Here is a 17,298-nt window from a genome sequence, read left to right on the forward strand (position 1 = left end):
ACCGGTCTCGGCCTTTCACTCTAGGGGCATCGGCCAACCAGAGGAGAGACCGAAATGATCCGCAACACCATCATCGCCATCGCCACCGTCGCCGCCGCCGCCGCCGCCCTGTCGGCTCCCGCCAATGCCGGCGGCTACCACAAGAAGCACAACGGCTACGACACCGTCCGCTACGAAAAGGTCTGCCACGTCGAGAAGCGCAAGGTCTTCGCCGGCTACGACTATCACGGCAACAAGCTCTGGGTCTGGAAGCGCGTCCGCACCTGCTACTGAGCCCTGTCACGGCGCAACCTGGAGAGACCCCCTCCCGCTGTCCGCCTCCTCCCTCCCGCCGCCAGAGCGGACAGCCCATGGAAAACCGCCCCGTCCTCCCCGGGGCGGTTTTTCGTCGAGGGGGGCGGCCGGAACCGTCACCACCGACTGCCCCCAGCGACGAAAAACCGTATGCCGCAGCGTCACAAGTTGGAACGCACGGCACCCGTTCGGGGTTTGCCTCACCCGAAGCGGACAATCGCTGAACTGAGGTGAATACCCATGAAGACCCTTTCCACCACGCTGGCGCTCGCCGCTGCGACGGCCCTCTCGCTCCCCCTCCTCACCGCACCGGCTTCTGCCGAAGTGACGGTCGGAACGCTCGGCTGCCACAGCGACGGCTCGACCGGCTTCATCATCGGCTCTTCGGAAGATCTCGTCTGCGAATTCACGCCCGCCGACGGCGGACAGCGCGAAGTCTACGCCGGCACGCTCGACACCTTCGGGCTGGACGTCGGCGTGACCGGCCGCACCGTGATGACCTGGGGCGTCGTCATGTCGGACGGCAACGCCTATCAGCAGAGCGCGCTGGCCGGCACCTATGTCGGCGCGAGCGCCGATGCCTCGGCCCTCGTCGGCGGCGGCGCCAACCTCCTCGTCGGCGGTGCCAATGACAGCTTCACGCTGCAGCCGCTGAGCGTCCAGGCCCAGGAAGGCATCAACGCCGCCATCGGTGTCTCGAAGCTGACGCTGCAGCCGGCCGTGGCGGTTCCGGCCACTCAGGCGCCGGTGGCTGTGCCGGCGCAGCCCAATGCCGACGGAACGGTTCGCCCGGAGTAAGGCCGAGCCGGGAGAGCTGCGACAAGGAACACCAGGAAATGGCGGCGCCGGCGGGGCGCCGCCATTCTGTTGCAGGCCTGCCGCAAGCCTCGAAGCAGATGGCGAAACGCAGTCGGCGCCTCGAGTTTTTGGGCTTTCACCGGAAATCCGCTATCGATTCTGCGACATCCCGAATCGATAAAGGCAGATCATGACCATCCGCGTGCACAAGGGCGACCTTCCCGACCTCTCCCGCTACAGTGGCCCCGTCGCCATCGACACCGAGACGCTCGGCCTCGACACGCGGCGCGATCGGCTCTGCGTGGTCCAGCTGTCGCCGGGCGACGGCACGGCGGACATCGTCCAGATCGCCAAGGGCCAGAACGAAGCCCCGAACATCGCAGCGCTCCTCAAGGACGCCTCGAAGACCAAGATCTTCCACTACGCCCGCTTCGACGTCGCCGCGCTCTACCACGCCTTCGGCGCGATGACGCAGACCATCTTCTGCACCAAGATCGCCTCCCGCCTGACCCGCACCTACACCGACCGGCACGGCCTCAAGGACCTCGCCCGCGAGCTCATCGGCGTCGACCTGTCGAAGCAGCAGCAGTCCTCCGACTGGGCGGCCGAGACCCTGTCGCCGGCCCAGGTCGAATATGCCGCCTCCGACGTCCTCTATCTCCACGACATCATGGGCGTCCTCTACAAGCGCCTCGAGCGGGAAGAGCGGATGGACCTCGCCAAGGCCTGCTTCACCTTCCTGCCGACCCGGGTGAAGCTCGATCTCGCCGGCTGGGGCGAACAGGACATCTTCTCCCACTCGGCCTGAGCAGCCGGCAGGATGCGGCGAGCGGGCGGCGGCCATCGCGAGGCCGCAGCGCCCGGGCGCCTTTCGAGGCGGACATCGTGTGGCGGCGGCCTTCTGCAGACGCGCCCCTGCCGACAAACGGCTCGGGGCGATCGAGGGACCGTTCCAGACACGCCATCAGAGGGCGTCCGACGGCCCCTCGATCACGGGAAACCGGATGGCAGCTTTCGCGAAAATCGGCTGCTCCGAAAGAATGTATGGGTTGCGTCACGCCATGTCGCAAACCAGATGTCGTCCGGCGAGCGAAACATCCACATGCATCGCCGAACGCAACCGCAATCCGAAGAAGATCGCCGCCATGATCCGCTCCTGTTTCCGCAATGAAGCCGCCCAGACCGTCGCCGTCACCGGCCTCCTGTCCGCTGCCCTCCTCCTGACCGTGGGCTTTCTTCAGCTCGTCGCATAAGCGGCGTCGCGGCGGGCGCCTCGCCGCCCCGCCATCATCGCGCATCATCATCGAAGGCCGGACGCACCCTGCGTGTCCGGCCTTCGTTTTGCGTCGGGACCTCGGTGATCGAACCACGGATCTTCCGGCGGCTCCGATGCCGACCGGCGACGACGGCACCGGGCCGTCGTTCCATCCGTCCCTCCACCCGTCAGACCACGATGCGGCGCAGGGCGTCGTCCGGAGCGCGGCGCCCCTGCCACTGCTTCGGATAGCCGAACGACACCTCCTCGAAGGCGACGCCGTCGATCACCCGTGTCCGCGGCATGTGGAGGTGGCCGGAGATCACCGATGCCGCCCCGAACCGCAGGTGCCAGTCCTCGCTCGTCTTCGTGCCGCACCACAGCGAGAATCGCGGGATGCGCGGCGGCTTCGCCAGTTCCTCGCGCAGCGGCCAGTGATTGACGAGAATGCGCGGGACGTCCTCTTTGCCGAGCGCCGTCAGCCGCGCCTCCGTGACTTCGCATCGCGCCCGGCACCAGGCCGCCCGGCTCGCATGGGGATGGGGAGACAGGAACTGCTCGTCGGCGCAGCGCACCCGATCCTCCCGGGCCCAGGCGAGCGCATCCGCCTCCGCAACCTCGGGCGGGCGGAACGAGTAGTCGTAGAGGAGGAACATCGGCACCAGTCGCGCCGCCCGGCCCTCCACCTCGATCAGCGGATAGTCGTCCTCCGGCGTCAGCACGCCGTATTCTCGGCAGAGCTCGACGAAGGCGCGGTAGCGCTCCTCCCCGCGCAGAGCCGGGGCGCCGGGTTCGGCGTCGCGGCCGGCCACCGCCCAGAGTTCGTGATTGCCCGGGACCCAGACGAGCCTGCGAAACTTCGGCAGCAGCGCATCGAAGGCGATGCGCATGTGCCGGATCGTCTCGCCGACATCCCCGGCAAGGATCAGCCAGTCGTCCGGCCGCGGCCGGATCTCGGCCAAGGCCTCGCGATTGGCGGCAAAGCCCAGATGGAGATCGGCGACGGCGTAAAGTCTCACGAGGCGGCCAGCCCGCCGCCGCGGACGAGCAGCGCGTCTTCGGGGGCGGCGAGCCCACTGGCGTCGTCCGCCCCTGCCCCGACATCGCCGGGCGTCGACCATGCGAAACGCACCCGCAAGAGCGCCTCGGGCGAAGACACGGCGAGTGCCAGCCGGTGCCGGTCCCCGATTGCCCGCCGGAGGAACCGCCAGCGCGCCGGATCGTCGGGACAGGTCGGCTCGAACCGGATCGTCGGCCGGTCCCCGGTGATGTCGTAGGCAAAGCCGTCGAGTGGCAGGGCGAGCCCCATGCCGCGCGCCTTGATATACGCCTCGCCGAGGGTCCAGAAGGCGAAGAAGCGCTCGGTCAGCTCGTCGCCCTCGGCGGCCCGGACATAGGCCGTCTCGTCGGCGGCGAAATACCGGGTGCAGAGGTCGGAGAGGCGGCTCTGCCGGTCGATCCATTCGACGTCGACGCCGACGTCGCAATCCCGGCCGACGGCGAGCGCCACCAGCCCCCTGGTGTGGGAGAGGTTGAAGACGAGGCCCGGAACGAGCCGAGCCTGCTCGGCAACGACGGACGGTCGTCCATAGCGGTTGGCCTCGAAGCGCCAGTCGGCCGGATCGACGTCCGCATGACGCGACAGGCCGGTGCGCACCAGCGCCCGCCCCGTCAGATATTCCTGACGCGCGCCCTCGACCCTGTAGCGATCGTAACGCGCCCGCTCGGCGGGCTCGATGAGCCGCAGCCATTCGGTGGCGCGGGCGCCTTGCGCGGCCGCCGGATCGGCGAGCATGACGTCGATTTGGTCAGATGGATTCAAGGATCGGTTTGCCTGGACTGGTGAGGCGCCGCCGCGGGAGCGCCGGTTGGATCAGAGCTCGAAGATGGGGCCGCTCGTCGCACCATGCGAGCCATAGGCCCATGGTCGCATGGTTCCGTGGATCCGTCGGAGCCTGCAAGGCCGTCGGGCGTGCGACGCGACGCAGCGCGTCAGACGGCCGCGACCGGCATGGAAAGCGACCACAACGCCGAGAAGATCAGCCCGAAGAAGATGATCCAGCCGAACACCGCATTCGACTTGAACAAGGCGAGGCACTGGTCGGCATCGTCGATGTCGAGGGTGGAGATCTGCCAGATCATCTGGACGGCGCCGATGGCAAGCCCCGCATAGGCAGGCCAGGACGGGCCGCCGGAGGGGCCGACCCCGGCCGCTACGAAGGCGGCGAGGAAAAGGATGATCGTCCCGAGATAGAGCACCGACAGCGCCGCACGCGTCCGGCTGCCGAACAGGCGCGCCGTCGAACGCACGCCGACGAGGGCGTCGTCCTCCTTGTCCTGGTGGGCGTAGATCGTGTCGTAGCCGATCGTCCACAGGATTGCGCCTGCGTAGAGCAGCACCGGCGCCAGCGACAGGGAGCCCCAATGGACGGCCCAGCCCATCAGCGCGCCCCAGGAGAAGGCCAGCCCGAGGCCGAGCTGCGGCCAGTCGGTGAAGCGCTTCAGGAACGGATACACCGCGACGGTGGCGAGCGAGAGAATGCCGAGGAAGACGGCGAAGGGATTGAACTGGATCAGCACCAGGAAGCCGACCAGCGCCTGCACCACGAGGAAGAGTTTCGCCTGCAGCCGGCTGACCCGGCCGGAAGGGAGCGGCCGCGACCGCGTCCTTGCGACCTTGTCGTCGATCTCGTGGTCGACGAGGTCGTTGTAGGTGCAGCCGGCGCCGCGCATGGCGATCGCGCCGACGAGGAACAGCATGAGATGCCAGAGGCTCGGCAGGCCGGTATGCACGGCGCTCGGCGCGACGGCCTGCGGCGCCAGCGCCGCCGACCACCAGCAGGGCCACAGGAGCAGTTGCCAGCCGATCGGCCGATCCCACCGGGCCAGCTGCGCGTAGGGCCAGATGGCCCGCGGCAGCATGCGATAGACCCAATTGTAGACCGGCGCGTCGGACACCCGATCGGACGGTTCAGCCAGGCTGGTTTTGAGATTCGCCATGGTTACAGAGTGAGTGCATCAATGCTGCAGTCAAGTGAAAATCTCGCCGCAATCTTCGTTTCGCTGAGTTTTGCGCCAATTGGCGCGCTTGACCTTGCCGGGCAAGGCCCCGTATCGCCTTTGAGACAATAGGATGCACCAGAAAGCGCGGGGCGCGAGGGAATGCCAATGAATGTCCTGCTGATCGGTTCGGGCGGCCGCGAACATGCCCTCGCCTGGAAGATCGCGCAGTCGCCGCTGCTGGCAAGCCTTTATGCCGCGCCCGGCAATCCCGGGATCGGCGAGCATGCCGAGCTGGTCCCGCTCGACGCCGCCGACCACGACGCCGTCGTCCACTTCTGCCGCGAAAAGGCGATCGACCTCGTCGTCGTCGGCCCGGAAGCACCGCTGGTGGACGGGCTCGCCGACAGCCTGTCGGCGGCCGGCATCGCCGTGTTCGGCCCCTCCGCCACCGCCGCCCGGCTGGAGGGCTCGAAGGGCTTCACCAAGGATCTGTGCTCGCGCCACGACATCCCCACCGCCCGCTACAAGCGATTTTCCGAGGTCGCCGCCGCCAGGGCACATCTCGACGAGAGCGGCTATCCGATGGTGATCAAGGCCGACGGCCTCGCCGCCGGCAAGGGCGTCACCATCGCGCAGAGCCGCGCCGAGGCCATGGCGGCGATCGATTCATGCTTCGACGGCGCCTTCGGCGGCCCCGGCGCCGAGATCGTCATCGAGGAGTTCCTCGAGGGGGAAGAGGCCAGCCTCTTCTGCCTCTGCGACGGCAGCCGGGCGCTGGTCTTCGGAACGGCCCAGGACCACAAGCGCGCCTTCGACCGCGACCGCGGCCCGAACACCGGCGGCATGGGCGCCTATTCCCCGGCGCTGGCGATGAGCGAGCGGCTGGTCGAGCGGACCATGCGCGAGATCATCGAGCCGACGCTGAAGGGCATGGCGGAGATCGGCGCGCCGTTCCAGGGCGTTCTCTATGCGGGGCTGATGCTCACCGAGACCGGGCCGAAGCTGATCGAATACAACGTCCGCTTCGGCGATCCCGAGACGCAGGTGCTGATGATGCGTCTCGAGAGCGATCCGCTGCCGGTGTTTCTCGCCGCCGCCAAGGGCGACCTTTCCGGCATCGAGCCGACATGGTCCCGCGACCGGGCCCTGACGGTGGTGATGGCGGCGGAGGGCTATCCCGGCAGCTACGCGAAGGGAACCGAGATCGTCCACCTGCCGAAGGACGACGCGACGACGCGGATCTTCCATGCCGGAACCAGCCGGGACGGCGACCGGCTGGTTGCGGCCGGAGGCCGGGTACTGAACGTGACCGCCCGGGGCGCCAGCGTCCGCGAGGCGGCAAGCCGGGCCTATGCCGCGGTCGAGCAGGTCGTCTGGGATGATGGCTTCTTCCGGTCCGACATCGGGCACCGCGCGATCATGGTGGAAGACGCCTGAGGCGGAGGCCGCGGAATCGCGCAAGGTTCCCGAAGCGACGCTGGACCGCAGTTCCCGAAACGCTCTGTCTTTCGGTTCGGGTCGTATCTGGGACAGCCGGTCCACGAGAATGCGGCCGGAACTCTCTCGCCCCGCCGCGAAACCGGCGGATCGCCTCTCAGCGAATGGCGGGCCAGGTATAGGCGATCTTGCGCAGCTTCTTGTCTTTGAAGCACTCTTCGCCTTCGGCGAAGGGCATTCCACCCATCCGCTCGTAAAAGCCGGTGGCGAGTTCATTATCGGCCAACGCCCACACCACATGCGGCGCGAGATCGCGTTCGCGCAGCAGCCTCTGCGAGGCGGCAAAAAGGCGCCGGCCGAAACCGACGCCCTGATAGGAAGGCTTGAGATAGAGCTCGTAGATCTCGCCGGAGACCGCAAGCGCCTCGGTCCGGTTTCGCCCCATGGTCGCGTAGCCGACGGTCTCGCCGCAATAGTCTACGACGAGGATGCCCGCGCCGCTCTGGACCGCCCGGATCCACCAGCCGAAATGCCGGCGCCCGATGATGGCGTTCAGGCAGCCATGCGGGATGATGCCGGCATAAGCGCCGCGCCAAGCCGCTTCATGGACGCTCGCAAGGGCGGTAGCGTCCTTCTGTTCGGCGAAGCGGATGGCGGTTGTGATCGTCGGCATCGCTTCTCAACATCTGAGACGCGGATTCGATCCATCCTTTGCAAAAGTTTTTTCCACGGCTTCGAAAAAATGTCGCTCATCCGCTCATCGACAGCCGATTCAGACACTTCCGAGCAGCATCCGGGCTCGTCACCGCCGACCGAGGACGCCTTCGGCCAGCGCCTTCTGGATGCCGGCGATGTTCGAGCGGCGGGACAGCTCGCGGTGGATGGGCGGCTGGCCGCTCATCCAGATGGTCATTTCGGAATCGGCATCGAAGGTGCCCGCGGTCTCGATCGAGAAGGTGGTGATCGCCCGGTAGGGAATCGACTGGATCGTCCGCTTGCGCCCGGTCATGCCCTGCTTGTCGACGAGGATCAGCCTGAGGTCGGTGAAGACGAGCATGTCGCGCACCACCATGAAGGCGAGGACGATCTCCTCGCCGTCGATCATGATCGGGGCGAGGTCCGATCGGACGCTCTCCACGTCGACGTCACTGGTCAGTCCCATCAGTCCGGAGAGTAGTCCCATCGCAGCGTCGCGCCTCCACATCGTTCACCCAAGGCGGGCGGCATGCGCCCGCGTCGGCATCCGCCTCACATAGGATGCCGCCGGCCTTTTCCGCAGCCCCGTAAATTTTACTTTCTGTCTTGATCAGAAAATGAAAGTTCCCATTACTCCTCCACAGTGGGTACCATCGTTGCAAAACATCGGGCGCTGAAAGCGCCCACGCGTCGGCAGATGGCGATGCGGCAGGGAGGACGATGTGAAACACGGCATCACGCAGCTATTCATTCCGGGGCCGACCAACGTGCCGGACCGGGTTCGCCGAGCCATGAACGTGCCGATGGAGGACCAGCGTGCGCCGGATTTTCCGTCGCTCACGCTCGGGCTGTTTCAGGACCTCAAGCGCGCCTTCCGGAACTCGTCGGGGCGGGTGTTCATGTTCCCCTCCTCCGGCACCGGCGCCTGGGAAGCGGCGATCCAGAACACCCTCGCGCCCGGCGACAAGGTGCTGATGTCGCGCTTCGGCCAGTTCTCCCATCTCTGGGTGGAGATGGCCCAGCGGCTGGGCCTCGACGTCACCGTGATCGACGTGGAATGGGGCAAGGGTGTGCCGCTCGACGCCTATGAGCAGGCGATCGCCGCCGATGCGGCGCACGAGATCCGCGCCGTCTTCGTCACCCACAATGAAACCGCGACGGGCGTCACCTCCGACATCCCGGGCGTGCGCAGGCTGCTCGACGCCCATTCGCATCCGGCCCTGCTGTTCGTCGACGGCGTCTCCTCCATCGCCTCGATCGATTTCCGCCAGGACGAATGGGGGGTCGATCTCGCCGTCGCGGGATCGCAGAAAGGGTTCATGTTGCCGGCCGGGCTGTCGTTCCTGTCGGTCTCGGACAAGGCGCTCGCCGCCAACAAGGACAACCGGCCGAAGTTTCCCCGCAGCTACTTCATCTTCGCCGACCAGATCGCCATGAACGATCAGGGCTATTTTCCCTACACGCCGCCGACGCAGTTCTTCCACGGGCTCCGCGCCTCGCTGGACATGCTGTTCGAGGAGGGGCTCGAGAACGTCTTCGCCCGGCACCATCGCCTCGCCGAGGGCGTGCGACGCGGCATCGCCGGCCTCGGGCTCAAGCTCGTCGCGGCGGGCCCGGAATGGCATTCGGACACGGTCTCGGCGATCACCGTGCCGGAGGGCGTCGATGCGAACCGCGTCATCCGGATCGGCTACGAGCGCTACAACACCTCCTTCGGCGGCGGCCTCGCGCGGTTGAACGGCAGGGTCTTCCGGATCGGCCATCTCGGCGACCTCAACGAGGTGATGTGCCTCGCGGCGCTGGCCTCGGCCGAGATTTCGCTGGCCGATGCGGGCGCGAAGTTGACCCCCGGCGCCGGCGTCGCGGCGGCCCACGCCTATTACCGCGAGGCTCACGCCGTCGCAGAGGAAGCCAGAGTGGCGGCCGAGTAGACCGTCGACCGGAAGCCTCCCCCGGTCGATCGCGTCGGGCGTCCGCGGGTCAGCGGGCGCCCGTCTCGTCGAACAGCACCGAGATGCGGAGCGTTCGGCATCGTTGCTGCGACGACGTAGCCAAGCCAGCGACTGTTCGGCGTCGTTTTCGAAGGACGACGCCGCAGCTCCGGCAACGAGCGATCAGCGATTGAGAAAGGCCGCGAAGGCCGCGCGCGCCTCCGTCGAGCGCAGGCGTGCGGAGAAGATCTGCATCTCCTCGTCCATCCGCTTGAGCACGTCCTCGCGCCGGCCGCGCAGCAGGTCGCGGGCGATCCTGAGTGCCTCCGGCGGCTTCTTCGCCAGGCTGGCGGCCGCCTTGGCCGCTTCCGCCTCCGGATCCTCCGTCACCTTGTAGATCAGCCCCGCCGCGCGGGCCGCCGCCGCGTCGAAGCCGTCGCCGAGGACGAGCAGGGCGAAGGCCCGCTGGTCGCCCATCATACGGGGCGCGATCAGGCTGGAGGCGGCCTCCGGCGTCACGCCGAGATCGAGGAAGGGCGTCTTGAACAGCGATCCGGGGCTGGCGAAGGCCAGGTCGCAATGCATCAGCAACGTCGTGCCGATGCCGATGGCCAGGCCGTCTACGGCCGCGACCAACGGCTTGTCGAAGGACGCGATCGCCGGCAGGAATGTCGCCACCTCGCCGGGCAGCGCACCGCCCTCGGCGATCGCCATGAAGTCCTTGATATCGTTGCCGGCCGAAAAGGCCCCCGGCACCCCGGCGAACACCACGGCCCGGATCGCCGGATCGGCGGAGGCTTCGGCGAGCGCATCGGTCATCGCCCGGTACATCTCGCGATTGATGGCGTTCTTCTTGTCGGCCCGGTTCATCCGGATGGTGGTCACACCGTCCCGGGAGGTCGTCTGGATCAGGTCGGACATCATGCAGCTCCCGAAAGCAGAAGGTCATGGGCGGCGGCCAGGCTCGCAGCGCCGGTAACCACGGTGCGTCTGAGGCCCGAGGTCTCGGGCACGAGGTTCTCCGCGACGAATCGGCAGAGCGCCACCCGTTCGGTCGATGTGTCCGCGAGCGCGCCCCTGGCGGCGTAGACCCCGCTCGCCGTCAGGCCGAAAAGCCGCAGATAGGGCGTCGCGCCGGCAAGCGCCGCCTCGCTCTCGCCGGAGTCCAGACACCCCTGCAGATACTCGGTCGCGGCCCTGAGGTCGTCCATCGCAGCGCCGAGGCAGGACGCCGTCTCGCCGAATTCCGGCGCGTTGCGGCGCAAGACCTCTGCCACCGTCTCGTCGAATTCGGCAAACAGCGCCGCGACCGTCGCTCCACCGGACTGGCCGATCTTGCGGACGACGAGGTCGATCGCCTGGATGCCGTTGGTGCCCTCGTAGATCGGGGTGATCCGCGCGTTGCGCATGAGCCGCGCGGCGCCGGTCTCCTCGACGAAGCCCATGCCGCCATGGACCTGGATCCCCATCGAGGCGACCTCGCAGGCGACGTCGGTGGAAAAGGCCTTGGCGATGGGGGTCAAGAGATTGGCCCGTTCCTGCCAGGCCCTCGCCTTGTCCGGATCGCTCTTGCCGTAGGCCTTCGCCCGGTCGATGGCGACGGCGCAGGAGAACGCGATGGCGCGTGCGCCGTCGGTGAGGCCCTTCATCGTCAGCAGCGTGCGGGCGATGTCGGGATGGGCGAGGATCGGGCTCATCTCGCCGGACTTTTCCACACCGGGCGCAAGCCGCGTCGCCCGCCCCTGCCGGCGGTCCCTCGCATAGGCGAGCGCCTTGTCATAGGCTGCGTCGGCAATGCCGACGCCTTCCATGCCGACCATCAGCCGGGCGTTGTTCATCATCGTGAACATGCAGGCGAGGCCGCGATTCTCCTCGCCGATGAGGAAGCCGGTGGCGCCGGGCTCCTCGCCCTCCACCGTCCCCTCGCCGAACAGCATGGTGCAGGTGGGGGAGGCGTGGATACCGAGCTTGTGCTCGATCGAATGGCAGACGACATCGTTGCGGCGGCCGGGATCGCCTGCCTCGTCGGGCAGGAACTTCGGCACCAGGAACAACGAGATGCCCTTCACGCCGGCGGGCGCATCGGGCAGCCGCGCCAGCACCAGATGGACGATGTTGTCCGTCAGGTCGTGCTCGCCATAGGTGATGTAGATCTTCTGGCCGAAGATCCGGTAGCTGCCGTCGTCCCGCCGCTCGGCGCGACTTCTGAGCGCCGCGAGATCCGAGCCCGCCTGCGGCTCGGTGAGGTTCATCGTCCCCATCCAGGCGCCCGAGACGAGCTTCTCCAGATAGACCCGCTTCAGCTCCTGCGACCCGTGCTTGTCGAGCGCCTCGACGGCTCCGATGGTCAGCAGCGGCCCAAGGGCGAAGGGCATCGAGGCGTGGTTCCACATCTCCGACACGGCGGCGGCGAGCGCGGTGCCGAGTTCCTGGCCGCCATACTCGGCCGGGCCGGCGATGGCGTTCCAGCCGCCGGCCGTCCAGTCGCGATAGAGCTCGCGCCAGCCGTCGGGCATGGTGACGGCGCCATCCTTGAAGCGCGCGCCCTGGCGGTCGCCGATCGCATCCAGCGGCTCCATCCGCTCGGCGGCGAATCTCGCGGCTTCCTCCAGCACCGCCTCGACGAGGTCGGGGGCGAGATCGGGCAACAGCCCCTCTTCCATCGCGGCGTCGAGACCGGCGATCGTCCTCAGGGTGAAGGCGATCTCCTTGACGGGTGGCTGCGGCATGATGGCGTCTCCTCCTTGGTGTCGACATCGGCTTCCAGGGCGCCGGCCTCCACACATCTCGAATAATTTATGCTGCTACGGAAAGAGCTTGTCGACGACTCATCGACTTTCCCAATATGACACGCCTGCTGTCCCGCCCGTCATCCGATGAATGGTCGACGGCAAGGAACCCGGCGGGCCATGTGGCCATTCCGGCGTCAGGACGTCAGGGAGGTAGGCATGCGGCTTGTTCGGTTTGGCGATCGCGGAGCGGAACGCCCCGGCATGGTCGACGAGGCCGGAAGGATCCGGGATCTGTCGCAACATGTGGGTGCGCTGGAAGGGGCGGCGCTGGATCCCGACCGCCTGTCTGCGCTCGCCGCCATCGATCCCGCGACGTTGCCGCTGATCGCGGAGGGAACGCGCCTGTGCAAGCCGGTCGAGCGGATCGGCAAGATCGTCGGCGTCGGTCCGAACTACACCGACAGCGCCCAGCTCGCCGGCTTCCGGATCAATCCCGAGCCGACCCTCTTCCTCAAGGCCTCCACATCCGCCTGCGGGCCGAACGATGCGATCGAGATACCGAAGCTCGCCGGACGGGTGGACTGGGGCGTCGAACTCGCGGTGGTCATCGGCCGGATCGCGAAATATGCCAGCGTCGAAGACGCCCAGCGGGCCATCGCCGGCTATTGCCTCGCCAACGACATCACCGAGCGGAACTACCAGCTGCAGCGCGGCGGCCAGTGGACCAAGGGCAAGTCCCACGACACCTTCTGCCCGCTCGGCCCCTGGCTCGTCACTCCCGACGAACTGCCGGAGCCGGACCGGATCGAGCTCTGGCTCGACGTCAATGGCGAGAGCCAGCAGGTCGGCGCGCTCGGCGAGATGATCTTCAAGATCCCCTATCTCGTTTCCTACATCTCGCGCTTCATGCGGCTGGAGCCCGGCGACGTTATCCTGACCGGCACCCTTGCCGGGGTCGGCCTGTCCTACGACCCGCCGCGCTTCCTGAAGGCGGGAGACCGCATCCGCCTCGGCGGCACGGGGCTCGGCGAACAGGAAAACACCTGCATCGCGATCTGACGGCGAGAAGCCGCGGTGCGAGGCACCGAGGCGGGTCAAGGAGCTTCTCCTTCATGCCCGCCCGGAGAAGCCAACGGCGCCGCCTGCGCATGCCTGTCGCGTCCCCTGCTCCGCTCGTCCTGCAGGGCTGCCAGAAGCAGCGCCCGCATGCCGCGCTCGGCGAGGCCTTCGGGCCGCGCCAGGCCCATCCTCGCGAGGGCCGCCGCCTCGTCCGGTGCCGGGCTGGCGACGACGCCCCGCGCGAACAGACGGGCCAGCGCCAGCCGATCGTCCTTCGCATCCTTCAGCCGCCGGAGCGCCGGCGCCAGCCGGCGTTCGTCCTCGGTGAGATCGGTCCCGAACGGATAGTCCGGCAGGACGTCGGCGAAGGGTGCGAGCGCTGCCTCAAGCCTTCCGCGCGAGTTCCAGCGGGCGGGCCGGTGGCCCGGCTCGAGCTTCAGCCCGGCGACCGCCTCGCCGATCAGCGTGCCTTGAGCGCTTTCGTCGGCAATGGCGATCATGGCGGCGACGGTGTCGCGGTCGGTGCGACCGCGCAGGTCGGCAACGCCATATTCGGTGACGACGATGTCCTTCAGGTGCCGCGGGACGGTGGTGTGGCCGTAGCGCCAGCGGATGTTCGAGTGACGGCCGCCATTGCGGGTGGAGGCCAGCATCAGGATCGAGCGCGCGCCGTCGAGGGCGAAGGCCTGGGAGACGAAGTTGAACTGGCCGCCGACGCCGGAGACCACCTGCCCTTCCTCGACCTGATCCGAGCAGACGTCGCCGAGCACGGTCGCGATCATCGCCGAATTGCAGAAGCGGGCGTCGCGCCGGTCCGCCACATGGCGTGCCCGGTCCGCGGCCGGCAGGTCGTTGATGAAGGAGATCTCGCGCATGGAAAGCGTCTCCTTCAGCGCCGGCTCCATCTCGCGCAGCCGGCGGTAGAAGCTTTCGGGTCCGACGAAGAAGCCGGCATGGAGGATCTTGCCATCCGAGGCGGCCCGCCTGACGATGCCGGCGTCGATCAGCTGCATCAACGGATCGACGAACATCTCCGACAGCCCGTAGAGCCCTTCCTCGAAGCGGCCGGTCTGCGGCTCGATCGTCGAGGGAAAGCCGCCGAGCGCCTCCAGCGCCGCACGGAAGCGGGCCGGGTCGCGGTGCCTGAGGATGAGCGCATTGGCGATGGCGTCCCCCATGCCGCCGATGCCGATCTGGAGCGTGCCGCCGTCCTTCACCAGCGCCGCGAAATAGAGCCCGATCGCGTGGTCGGTGATCGAGACGGGCTGCCTGGGGACGCAGAAGAGCTGGGCCGCCTCGGCGCTGCCGCCCTCGAGGATCATGTCGAAGCGCGCCGCCTCCAGTGCCGCCGCGCCGGGCATGAACGGCATCTGGAGGTTCGCCTCGCCGACGAACAGCACCTCCCGCCCGTCCCGTCGGAACCTGTCGAGGACGGGCAGGAGATCGAGCGTCATGTCGGTGTTCGAGCCGAGCGAGTAGTGCGCGCGGTCGTCTGACGGCGCCACCATCTGGGCGACGACGTTGACGCCGCTCTCCACGACGTAGCGGGCGGCGTGGGTGTAGTTGGCGGAGATGTAGTTCTCCTGCGCCGTGCGGTTCGACAGGAGCGAGCCCGCCTGCAGGAAGAACTCGACGACGCGGATGTTCTTCGGCAGCCGGCCTCTCTTGCGGGCCGCCACGTAATCGAGCCGCGTCACGCCGTCATAGAGGCGCTCCGCGAGCGGCCCGGAAAAGCGCCCTGCCAGGCTCTTGCCGCCCGCCGGCGGATCGAGGGACAGAGCGGTGAAGATGGTGAGGTCGATCGACGGATCGCCCTCGGCCAGCCGGTACAGGGCGTTGGCGACGTGGTTGCCCTTGCCGAGGCCGAGCGGCAGGGCGAGCACGATCCTCTTGCCCACCCGCTCGACGATCCGGCGGGCGAGCGCGTCTTCCTCGGAGAAGCGCTGGACCATCAGCCCTTGAGCCGCTCCCAGCCGGAATGCGGCTTGAAGCGGGGCCCGTGTTTGGCCTCGAGTTCGCCCATCCGGGTGATGATGGCGTCGATGCCGCGCTGGCGCGCGTAGTGGATGGGCCCGCCGCGGAAGGGGGCGAAGCCGGTGCCGAAGATCATCGCGCCGTCGGCGACCTCCTCGTCGGTGATGACGCCCTCGTCGATGCAGGCGACGACGGCGTTCAGCATCGGCAGGATCAGCCGGTCGAGCATGTCCGGATCGTCCTTCGATCCGTCCGGCAGGGCCTCGGGGGCGAGCTTCTTCGGCTTGCCGTCGTCGTCATAATCATAGAGCCCGCGGCCGGTCTTGCGGCCGAGGCGCTTCTCCTCGACCATCTTCGTCAGCCATTGGGGCGCGGCGGGCAACGTGTCCTCGCCGAGCCGTTCGCGAAGCGAGGTCGCGACGTCGAGGGCGATGTCGAGCCCGACCTGGTCGGTCAGCTCGATCGGGCCCATCGGCATGCCGAACTCTTCCGCGCGGTGGTCGATCCGCTCCTTCGGGATGCCCTCGTCGAGCAGCACGAGCGCCTCGGCCATGTACGGCGTCAGCGCGCGGTTGACGAGGAAGCCCGGAGCGGAGGCCACCGGCGCCGGCAGGCGGGAGATCTCGGCGGCAAAAGCCGTCGCGCGGCGTGCCGTCTCCGACGAGATGCGATCATGGCCGACGATCTCGACGAGCTGCATGCGCGAGACGGGGTTGAAGAAGTGCAGGCCGACGAAACGCGACGGGTCCTTGAGGCCGGAGGCGAGATCGGCGAGCGGCAGCGCCGAGGTGTTGGTGGCGAGCAGCGCCCCCTCCTTCAGCTGCGGCTCGATCTCGGCATAGATCTTGTGCTTCAGGTCGAGCTTCTCGGGCGCCGCCTCGATGACGAGATCGGCATGGGCGATGCCGATGCCGTCCGGATCGGGGATCAACCGGTCGAGTGCGTCGCGCACCTTCAGCGGATCCTTCAGCGCGCGCTCCAGCATCTTCGTCGCCTTGCCGATGGCAGCCCCGATCGGCGCCAGCTTGACGTCGCCGAGGGTGACCCGAAAGCCCTGCGCTGCCGCCCAGGCGGCGATCTCGCCGCCCATGGCGCCGGCGCCGACGACATGGAGATGCCGGACGCCGGAGGAGCCGTCCTTCAGGCTCTTCATCTTCTCGCGCAGGAAGAAGACGCGGACGAGGTTCTTCGAGGTATCGGTCTCGATCAGCTCGGCGAAACTGTCGATCTCGGCCCGCTGCATCGCCTTAGGGTCGCCGCCATGGGCCTCCCACAGGTCGATCAGCTTGAAGGGCGCCGGATAGTTGGCCTGGCTGGCCTTTTCCTCCGTCTTCTTGCGCATCATCCGCGCCGCGAACTGGCGGGCCGGCTTGAAGCCCATGGCGCGCCCCTGGAGCGACTGCGGCTTGCGGCGCAGGTCGCCGTAGAAGGCCGCCTCGACCGCCGCGGCGACATGTCGCTCCTCGACGACCGCATCGACCAGGCCAATCGACTTCGCCCGCCTCGCCGGCATCGAGCGGCCGGTCAGCATCATCGTCATCGCCTCGACGGGATCGGCCACCGCCGGTGCCCGGAAGGTGCCACCGAGCCCCGGATGAAGGCCGAGCATGACTTCGGGAAAGCCGAGCGAGGCGTCCGAGACGGCGATGCGCCGGTCACAGGCGAGCGCGAGTTCGAGCCCGGCCCCGAGGCAGTGGCCATGGATCACGGCGATGGTCCGGCAGGGCAGCGCCGCCAGCCGGTCGAGCACCTGATGCCCCTGTTCGAGAGCGGCCTTGATCTCGGCCGCCGAGGCGCCGACGAACTGGTTGATGTCGGCGCCGGCGGCAAAGCCCGCCGACTTGCCGGACCGGATGACCACCGCCGCCGGCTTCTCCCGCTCGAAGCGTTCGATGTGGGTGGCGAGTTCCTCCAGCACCGGCCGGTCGATGGTGTTGACCCGCTTGTCGGTCCGGTCGAGCACCATCCAGACGACGCCGTGGAGGTCGGTGGAGACCGTGAAGTGCCCCGTCGGCTCGGCGCCCCGCGCCGGCCCGCGTTCGAGAGCACGCTTCGAAAGCGCGTTCAGCATCCTGCCCATGTCGTCCGTTTCCGTCCGCTTTTGCCGCGTTCTTGTCGA

General features: G+C 68.0%; 16 protein-coding genes. 7 read left to right on the top strand and 9 right to left on the bottom strand.

The genetic code is table 11. The features are described 5' to 3' along the window. The first annotated feature begins 54 nt into the window (after positions 1-54). From ATO4_RS10005 to ATO4_RS10020, 4 genes are all read left to right on the top strand, one after another. Complete coding sequence (locus ATO4_RS10005) at positions 55-273, top strand: hypothetical protein (RefSeq protein WP_083591390.1); 219 nt, start codon at positions 55-57, stop codon at positions 271-273. 261 nt (positions 274-534) lie between these two features. Further along, complete coding sequence (locus ATO4_RS10010) at positions 535-1,092, top strand: DUF992 domain-containing protein (RefSeq protein WP_083591391.1); 558 nt, start codon at positions 535-537, stop codon at positions 1,090-1,092. Positions 1,093-1,282: 190 nt separating this feature from the next. Next, positions 1,283-1,900 carry a ribonuclease H-like domain-containing protein gene (locus ATO4_RS10015; protein WP_083591392.1) on the top strand — a complete coding sequence of 206 codons (618 nt, stop codon included), beginning with the start codon at positions 1,283-1,285 and terminating at the stop codon, positions 1,898-1,900. A 196-nt stretch (positions 1,901-2,096) separates the two neighbouring features. Further along, a complete protein-coding gene (locus ATO4_RS10020; protein WP_139802367.1) occupies positions 2,097-2,345 on the top strand; it encodes a hypothetical protein in 249 nt (82 codons plus the stop codon). Positions 2,346-2,535: 190 nt separating this feature from the next. Here ATO4_RS10020 and ATO4_RS10025 read toward each other — a convergent pair whose 3' ends face one another. The 3 genes from ATO4_RS10025 to ubiA form a co-directional block, all read right to left on the bottom strand. Next, the gene (locus ATO4_RS10025; RefSeq protein WP_083591394.1) at positions 2,536-3,366 is read right to left on the bottom strand and encodes a metallophosphoesterase; all 831 of its coding nucleotides are present in this window, start codon (positions 3,364-3,366) and stop codon (positions 2,536-2,538) included. Continuing rightward, entirely contained in the window at positions 3,363-4,169 is an 807-nt protein-coding gene (locus ATO4_RS10030) for a 4'-phosphopantetheinyl transferase superfamily protein (protein ID WP_139802368.1), read from the bottom strand. Before ATO4_RS10030 ends, ATO4_RS10025 begins: the two co-directional genes overlap by 4 nt. Positions 4,170-4,339: 170 nt before the next feature. Beyond that, complete coding sequence (gene ubiA / locus ATO4_RS10035; protein WP_083591396.1) at positions 4,340-5,347, bottom strand: 4-hydroxybenzoate octaprenyltransferase; 1,008 nt, start codon at positions 5,345-5,347, stop codon at positions 4,340-4,342. Positions 5,348-5,515: 168 nt separating this feature from the next. Here ubiA and purD point away from each other — a divergent pair, with 168 nt between their 5' ends. Further along, positions 5,516-6,787, top strand: a complete 1,272-nt coding sequence (gene purD, locus ATO4_RS10040; protein WP_083591397.1) for a phosphoribosylamine--glycine ligase — start codon at positions 5,516-5,518, stop codon at positions 6,785-6,787. Between the two features lie 157 nt (positions 6,788-6,944). Here the strand turns inward: purD and ATO4_RS10045 are convergent, their stop codons facing one another. Further along, on the bottom strand, positions 6,945-7,460 hold the full coding sequence (locus ATO4_RS10045) for a GNAT family N-acetyltransferase (protein ID WP_083591398.1): 516 nt from the start codon (positions 7,458-7,460) through the stop codon (positions 6,945-6,947). 129 nt (positions 7,461-7,589) lie between these two features. Further along, positions 7,590-7,970 carry a PH domain-containing protein gene (locus ATO4_RS10050; RefSeq protein WP_083591399.1) on the bottom strand — a complete coding sequence of 127 codons (381 nt, stop codon included), beginning with the start codon at positions 7,968-7,970 and terminating at the stop codon, positions 7,590-7,592. Between the two features lie 235 nt (positions 7,971-8,205). Here ATO4_RS10050 and ATO4_RS10055 point away from each other — a divergent pair, with 235 nt between their 5' ends. Then, complete coding sequence (locus ATO4_RS10055) at positions 8,206-9,414, top strand: aminotransferase class V-fold PLP-dependent enzyme (protein ID WP_139802369.1); 1,209 nt, start codon at positions 8,206-8,208, stop codon at positions 9,412-9,414. A 183-nt stretch (positions 9,415-9,597) separates the two neighbouring features. Here the strand turns inward: ATO4_RS10055 and ATO4_RS10060 are convergent, their stop codons facing one another. Further along, positions 9,598-10,335: a crotonase/enoyl-CoA hydratase family protein gene (locus tag ATO4_RS10060; RefSeq protein ID WP_083591401.1), complete on the bottom strand. Its 738-nt coding sequence runs from the start codon at positions 10,333-10,335 to the stop codon at positions 9,598-9,600. Next, positions 10,335-12,143, bottom strand: coding sequence for an acyl-CoA dehydrogenase (locus ATO4_RS10065; protein ID WP_083591402.1), 1,809 nt, complete (start codon positions 12,141-12,143; stop codon positions 10,335-10,337). Before ATO4_RS10065 ends, ATO4_RS10060 begins: the two co-directional genes overlap by 1 nt. Before the next feature lie 219 nt (positions 12,144-12,362). Between ATO4_RS10065 and ATO4_RS10070 the strand changes: the two genes are divergently transcribed. Then, positions 12,363-13,205 carry a fumarylacetoacetate hydrolase family protein gene (locus ATO4_RS10070; RefSeq protein WP_083591403.1) on the top strand — a complete coding sequence of 281 codons (843 nt, stop codon included), beginning with the start codon at positions 12,363-12,365 and terminating at the stop codon, positions 13,203-13,205. A 35-nt stretch (positions 13,206-13,240) separates the two neighbouring features. On the opposite strand, the gene ATO4_RS10075 is transcribed toward ATO4_RS10070, so the two are convergent. Both ATO4_RS10075 and ATO4_RS10080 read right to left on the bottom strand, forming a co-directional pair. Beyond that, a complete protein-coding gene (locus ATO4_RS10075; protein ID WP_083591404.1) occupies positions 13,241-15,157 on the bottom strand; it encodes an acetyl-CoA hydrolase/transferase C-terminal domain-containing protein in 1,917 nt (638 codons plus the stop codon). After that, positions 15,157-17,259 carry a 3-hydroxyacyl-CoA dehydrogenase NAD-binding domain-containing protein gene (locus ATO4_RS10080; RefSeq protein WP_083591405.1) on the bottom strand — a complete coding sequence of 701 codons (2,103 nt, stop codon included), beginning with the start codon at positions 17,257-17,259 and terminating at the stop codon, positions 15,157-15,159. Before ATO4_RS10080 ends, ATO4_RS10075 begins: the two co-directional genes overlap by 1 nt. Positions 17,260-17,298: the final 39 nt, after the last annotated feature.

The organism is Aurantimonas sp. 22II-16-19i, assembly GCF_002088275.1.
In the GTDB taxonomy this organism is placed as follows: domain Bacteria; phylum Pseudomonadota; class Alphaproteobacteria; order Rhizobiales; family Rhizobiaceae; genus Jiella.

Coding starts and splice junctions, on each gene's coding strand:
- ATO4_RS10005 (WP_083591390.1), top strand. CDS start 55: ATGATCCGCAACACCATCATCGCCATCGCCACCGTCGCCGCCGCCGCC.
- ATO4_RS10010 (WP_083591391.1), top strand. CDS start 535: ATGAAGACCCTTTCCACCACGCTGGCGCTCGCCGCTGCGACGGCCCTC.
- ATO4_RS10015 (WP_083591392.1), top strand. CDS start 1,283: ATGACCATCCGCGTGCACAAGGGCGACCTTCCCGACCTCTCCCGCTAC.
- ATO4_RS10020 (WP_139802367.1), top strand. CDS start 2,097: ATGGCAGCTTTCGCGAAAATCGGCTGCTCCGAAAGAATGTATGGGTTG.
- ubiA (WP_083591396.1), bottom strand. CDS start 5,347: ATGGCGAATCTCAAAACCAGCCTGGCTGAACCGTCCGATCGGGTGTCC.
- purD (WP_083591397.1), top strand. CDS start 5,516: ATGAATGTCCTGCTGATCGGTTCGGGCGGCCGCGAACATGCCCTCGCC.
- ATO4_RS10045 (WP_083591398.1), bottom strand. CDS start 7,460: ATGCCGACGATCACAACCGCCATCCGCTTCGCCGAACAGAAGGACGCT.
- ATO4_RS10050 (WP_083591399.1), bottom strand. CDS start 7,970: ATGGGACTACTCTCCGGACTGATGGGACTGACCAGTGACGTCGACGTG.
- ATO4_RS10060 (WP_083591401.1), bottom strand. CDS start 10,335: ATGTCCGACCTGATCCAGACGACCTCCCGGGACGGTGTGACCACCATC.
- ATO4_RS10065 (WP_083591402.1), bottom strand. CDS start 12,143: ATGCCGCAGCCACCCGTCAAGGAGATCGCCTTCACCCTGAGGACGATC.
- ATO4_RS10070 (WP_083591403.1), top strand. CDS start 12,363: ATGCGGCTTGTTCGGTTTGGCGATCGCGGAGCGGAACGCCCCGGCATG.
- ATO4_RS10075 (WP_083591404.1), bottom strand. CDS start 15,157: ATGGTCCAGCGCTTCTCCGAGGAAGACGCGCTCGCCCGCCGGATCGTC.
- ATO4_RS10080 (WP_083591405.1), bottom strand. CDS start 17,259: ATGGGCAGGATGCTGAACGCGCTTTCGAAGCGTGCTCTCGAACGCGGG.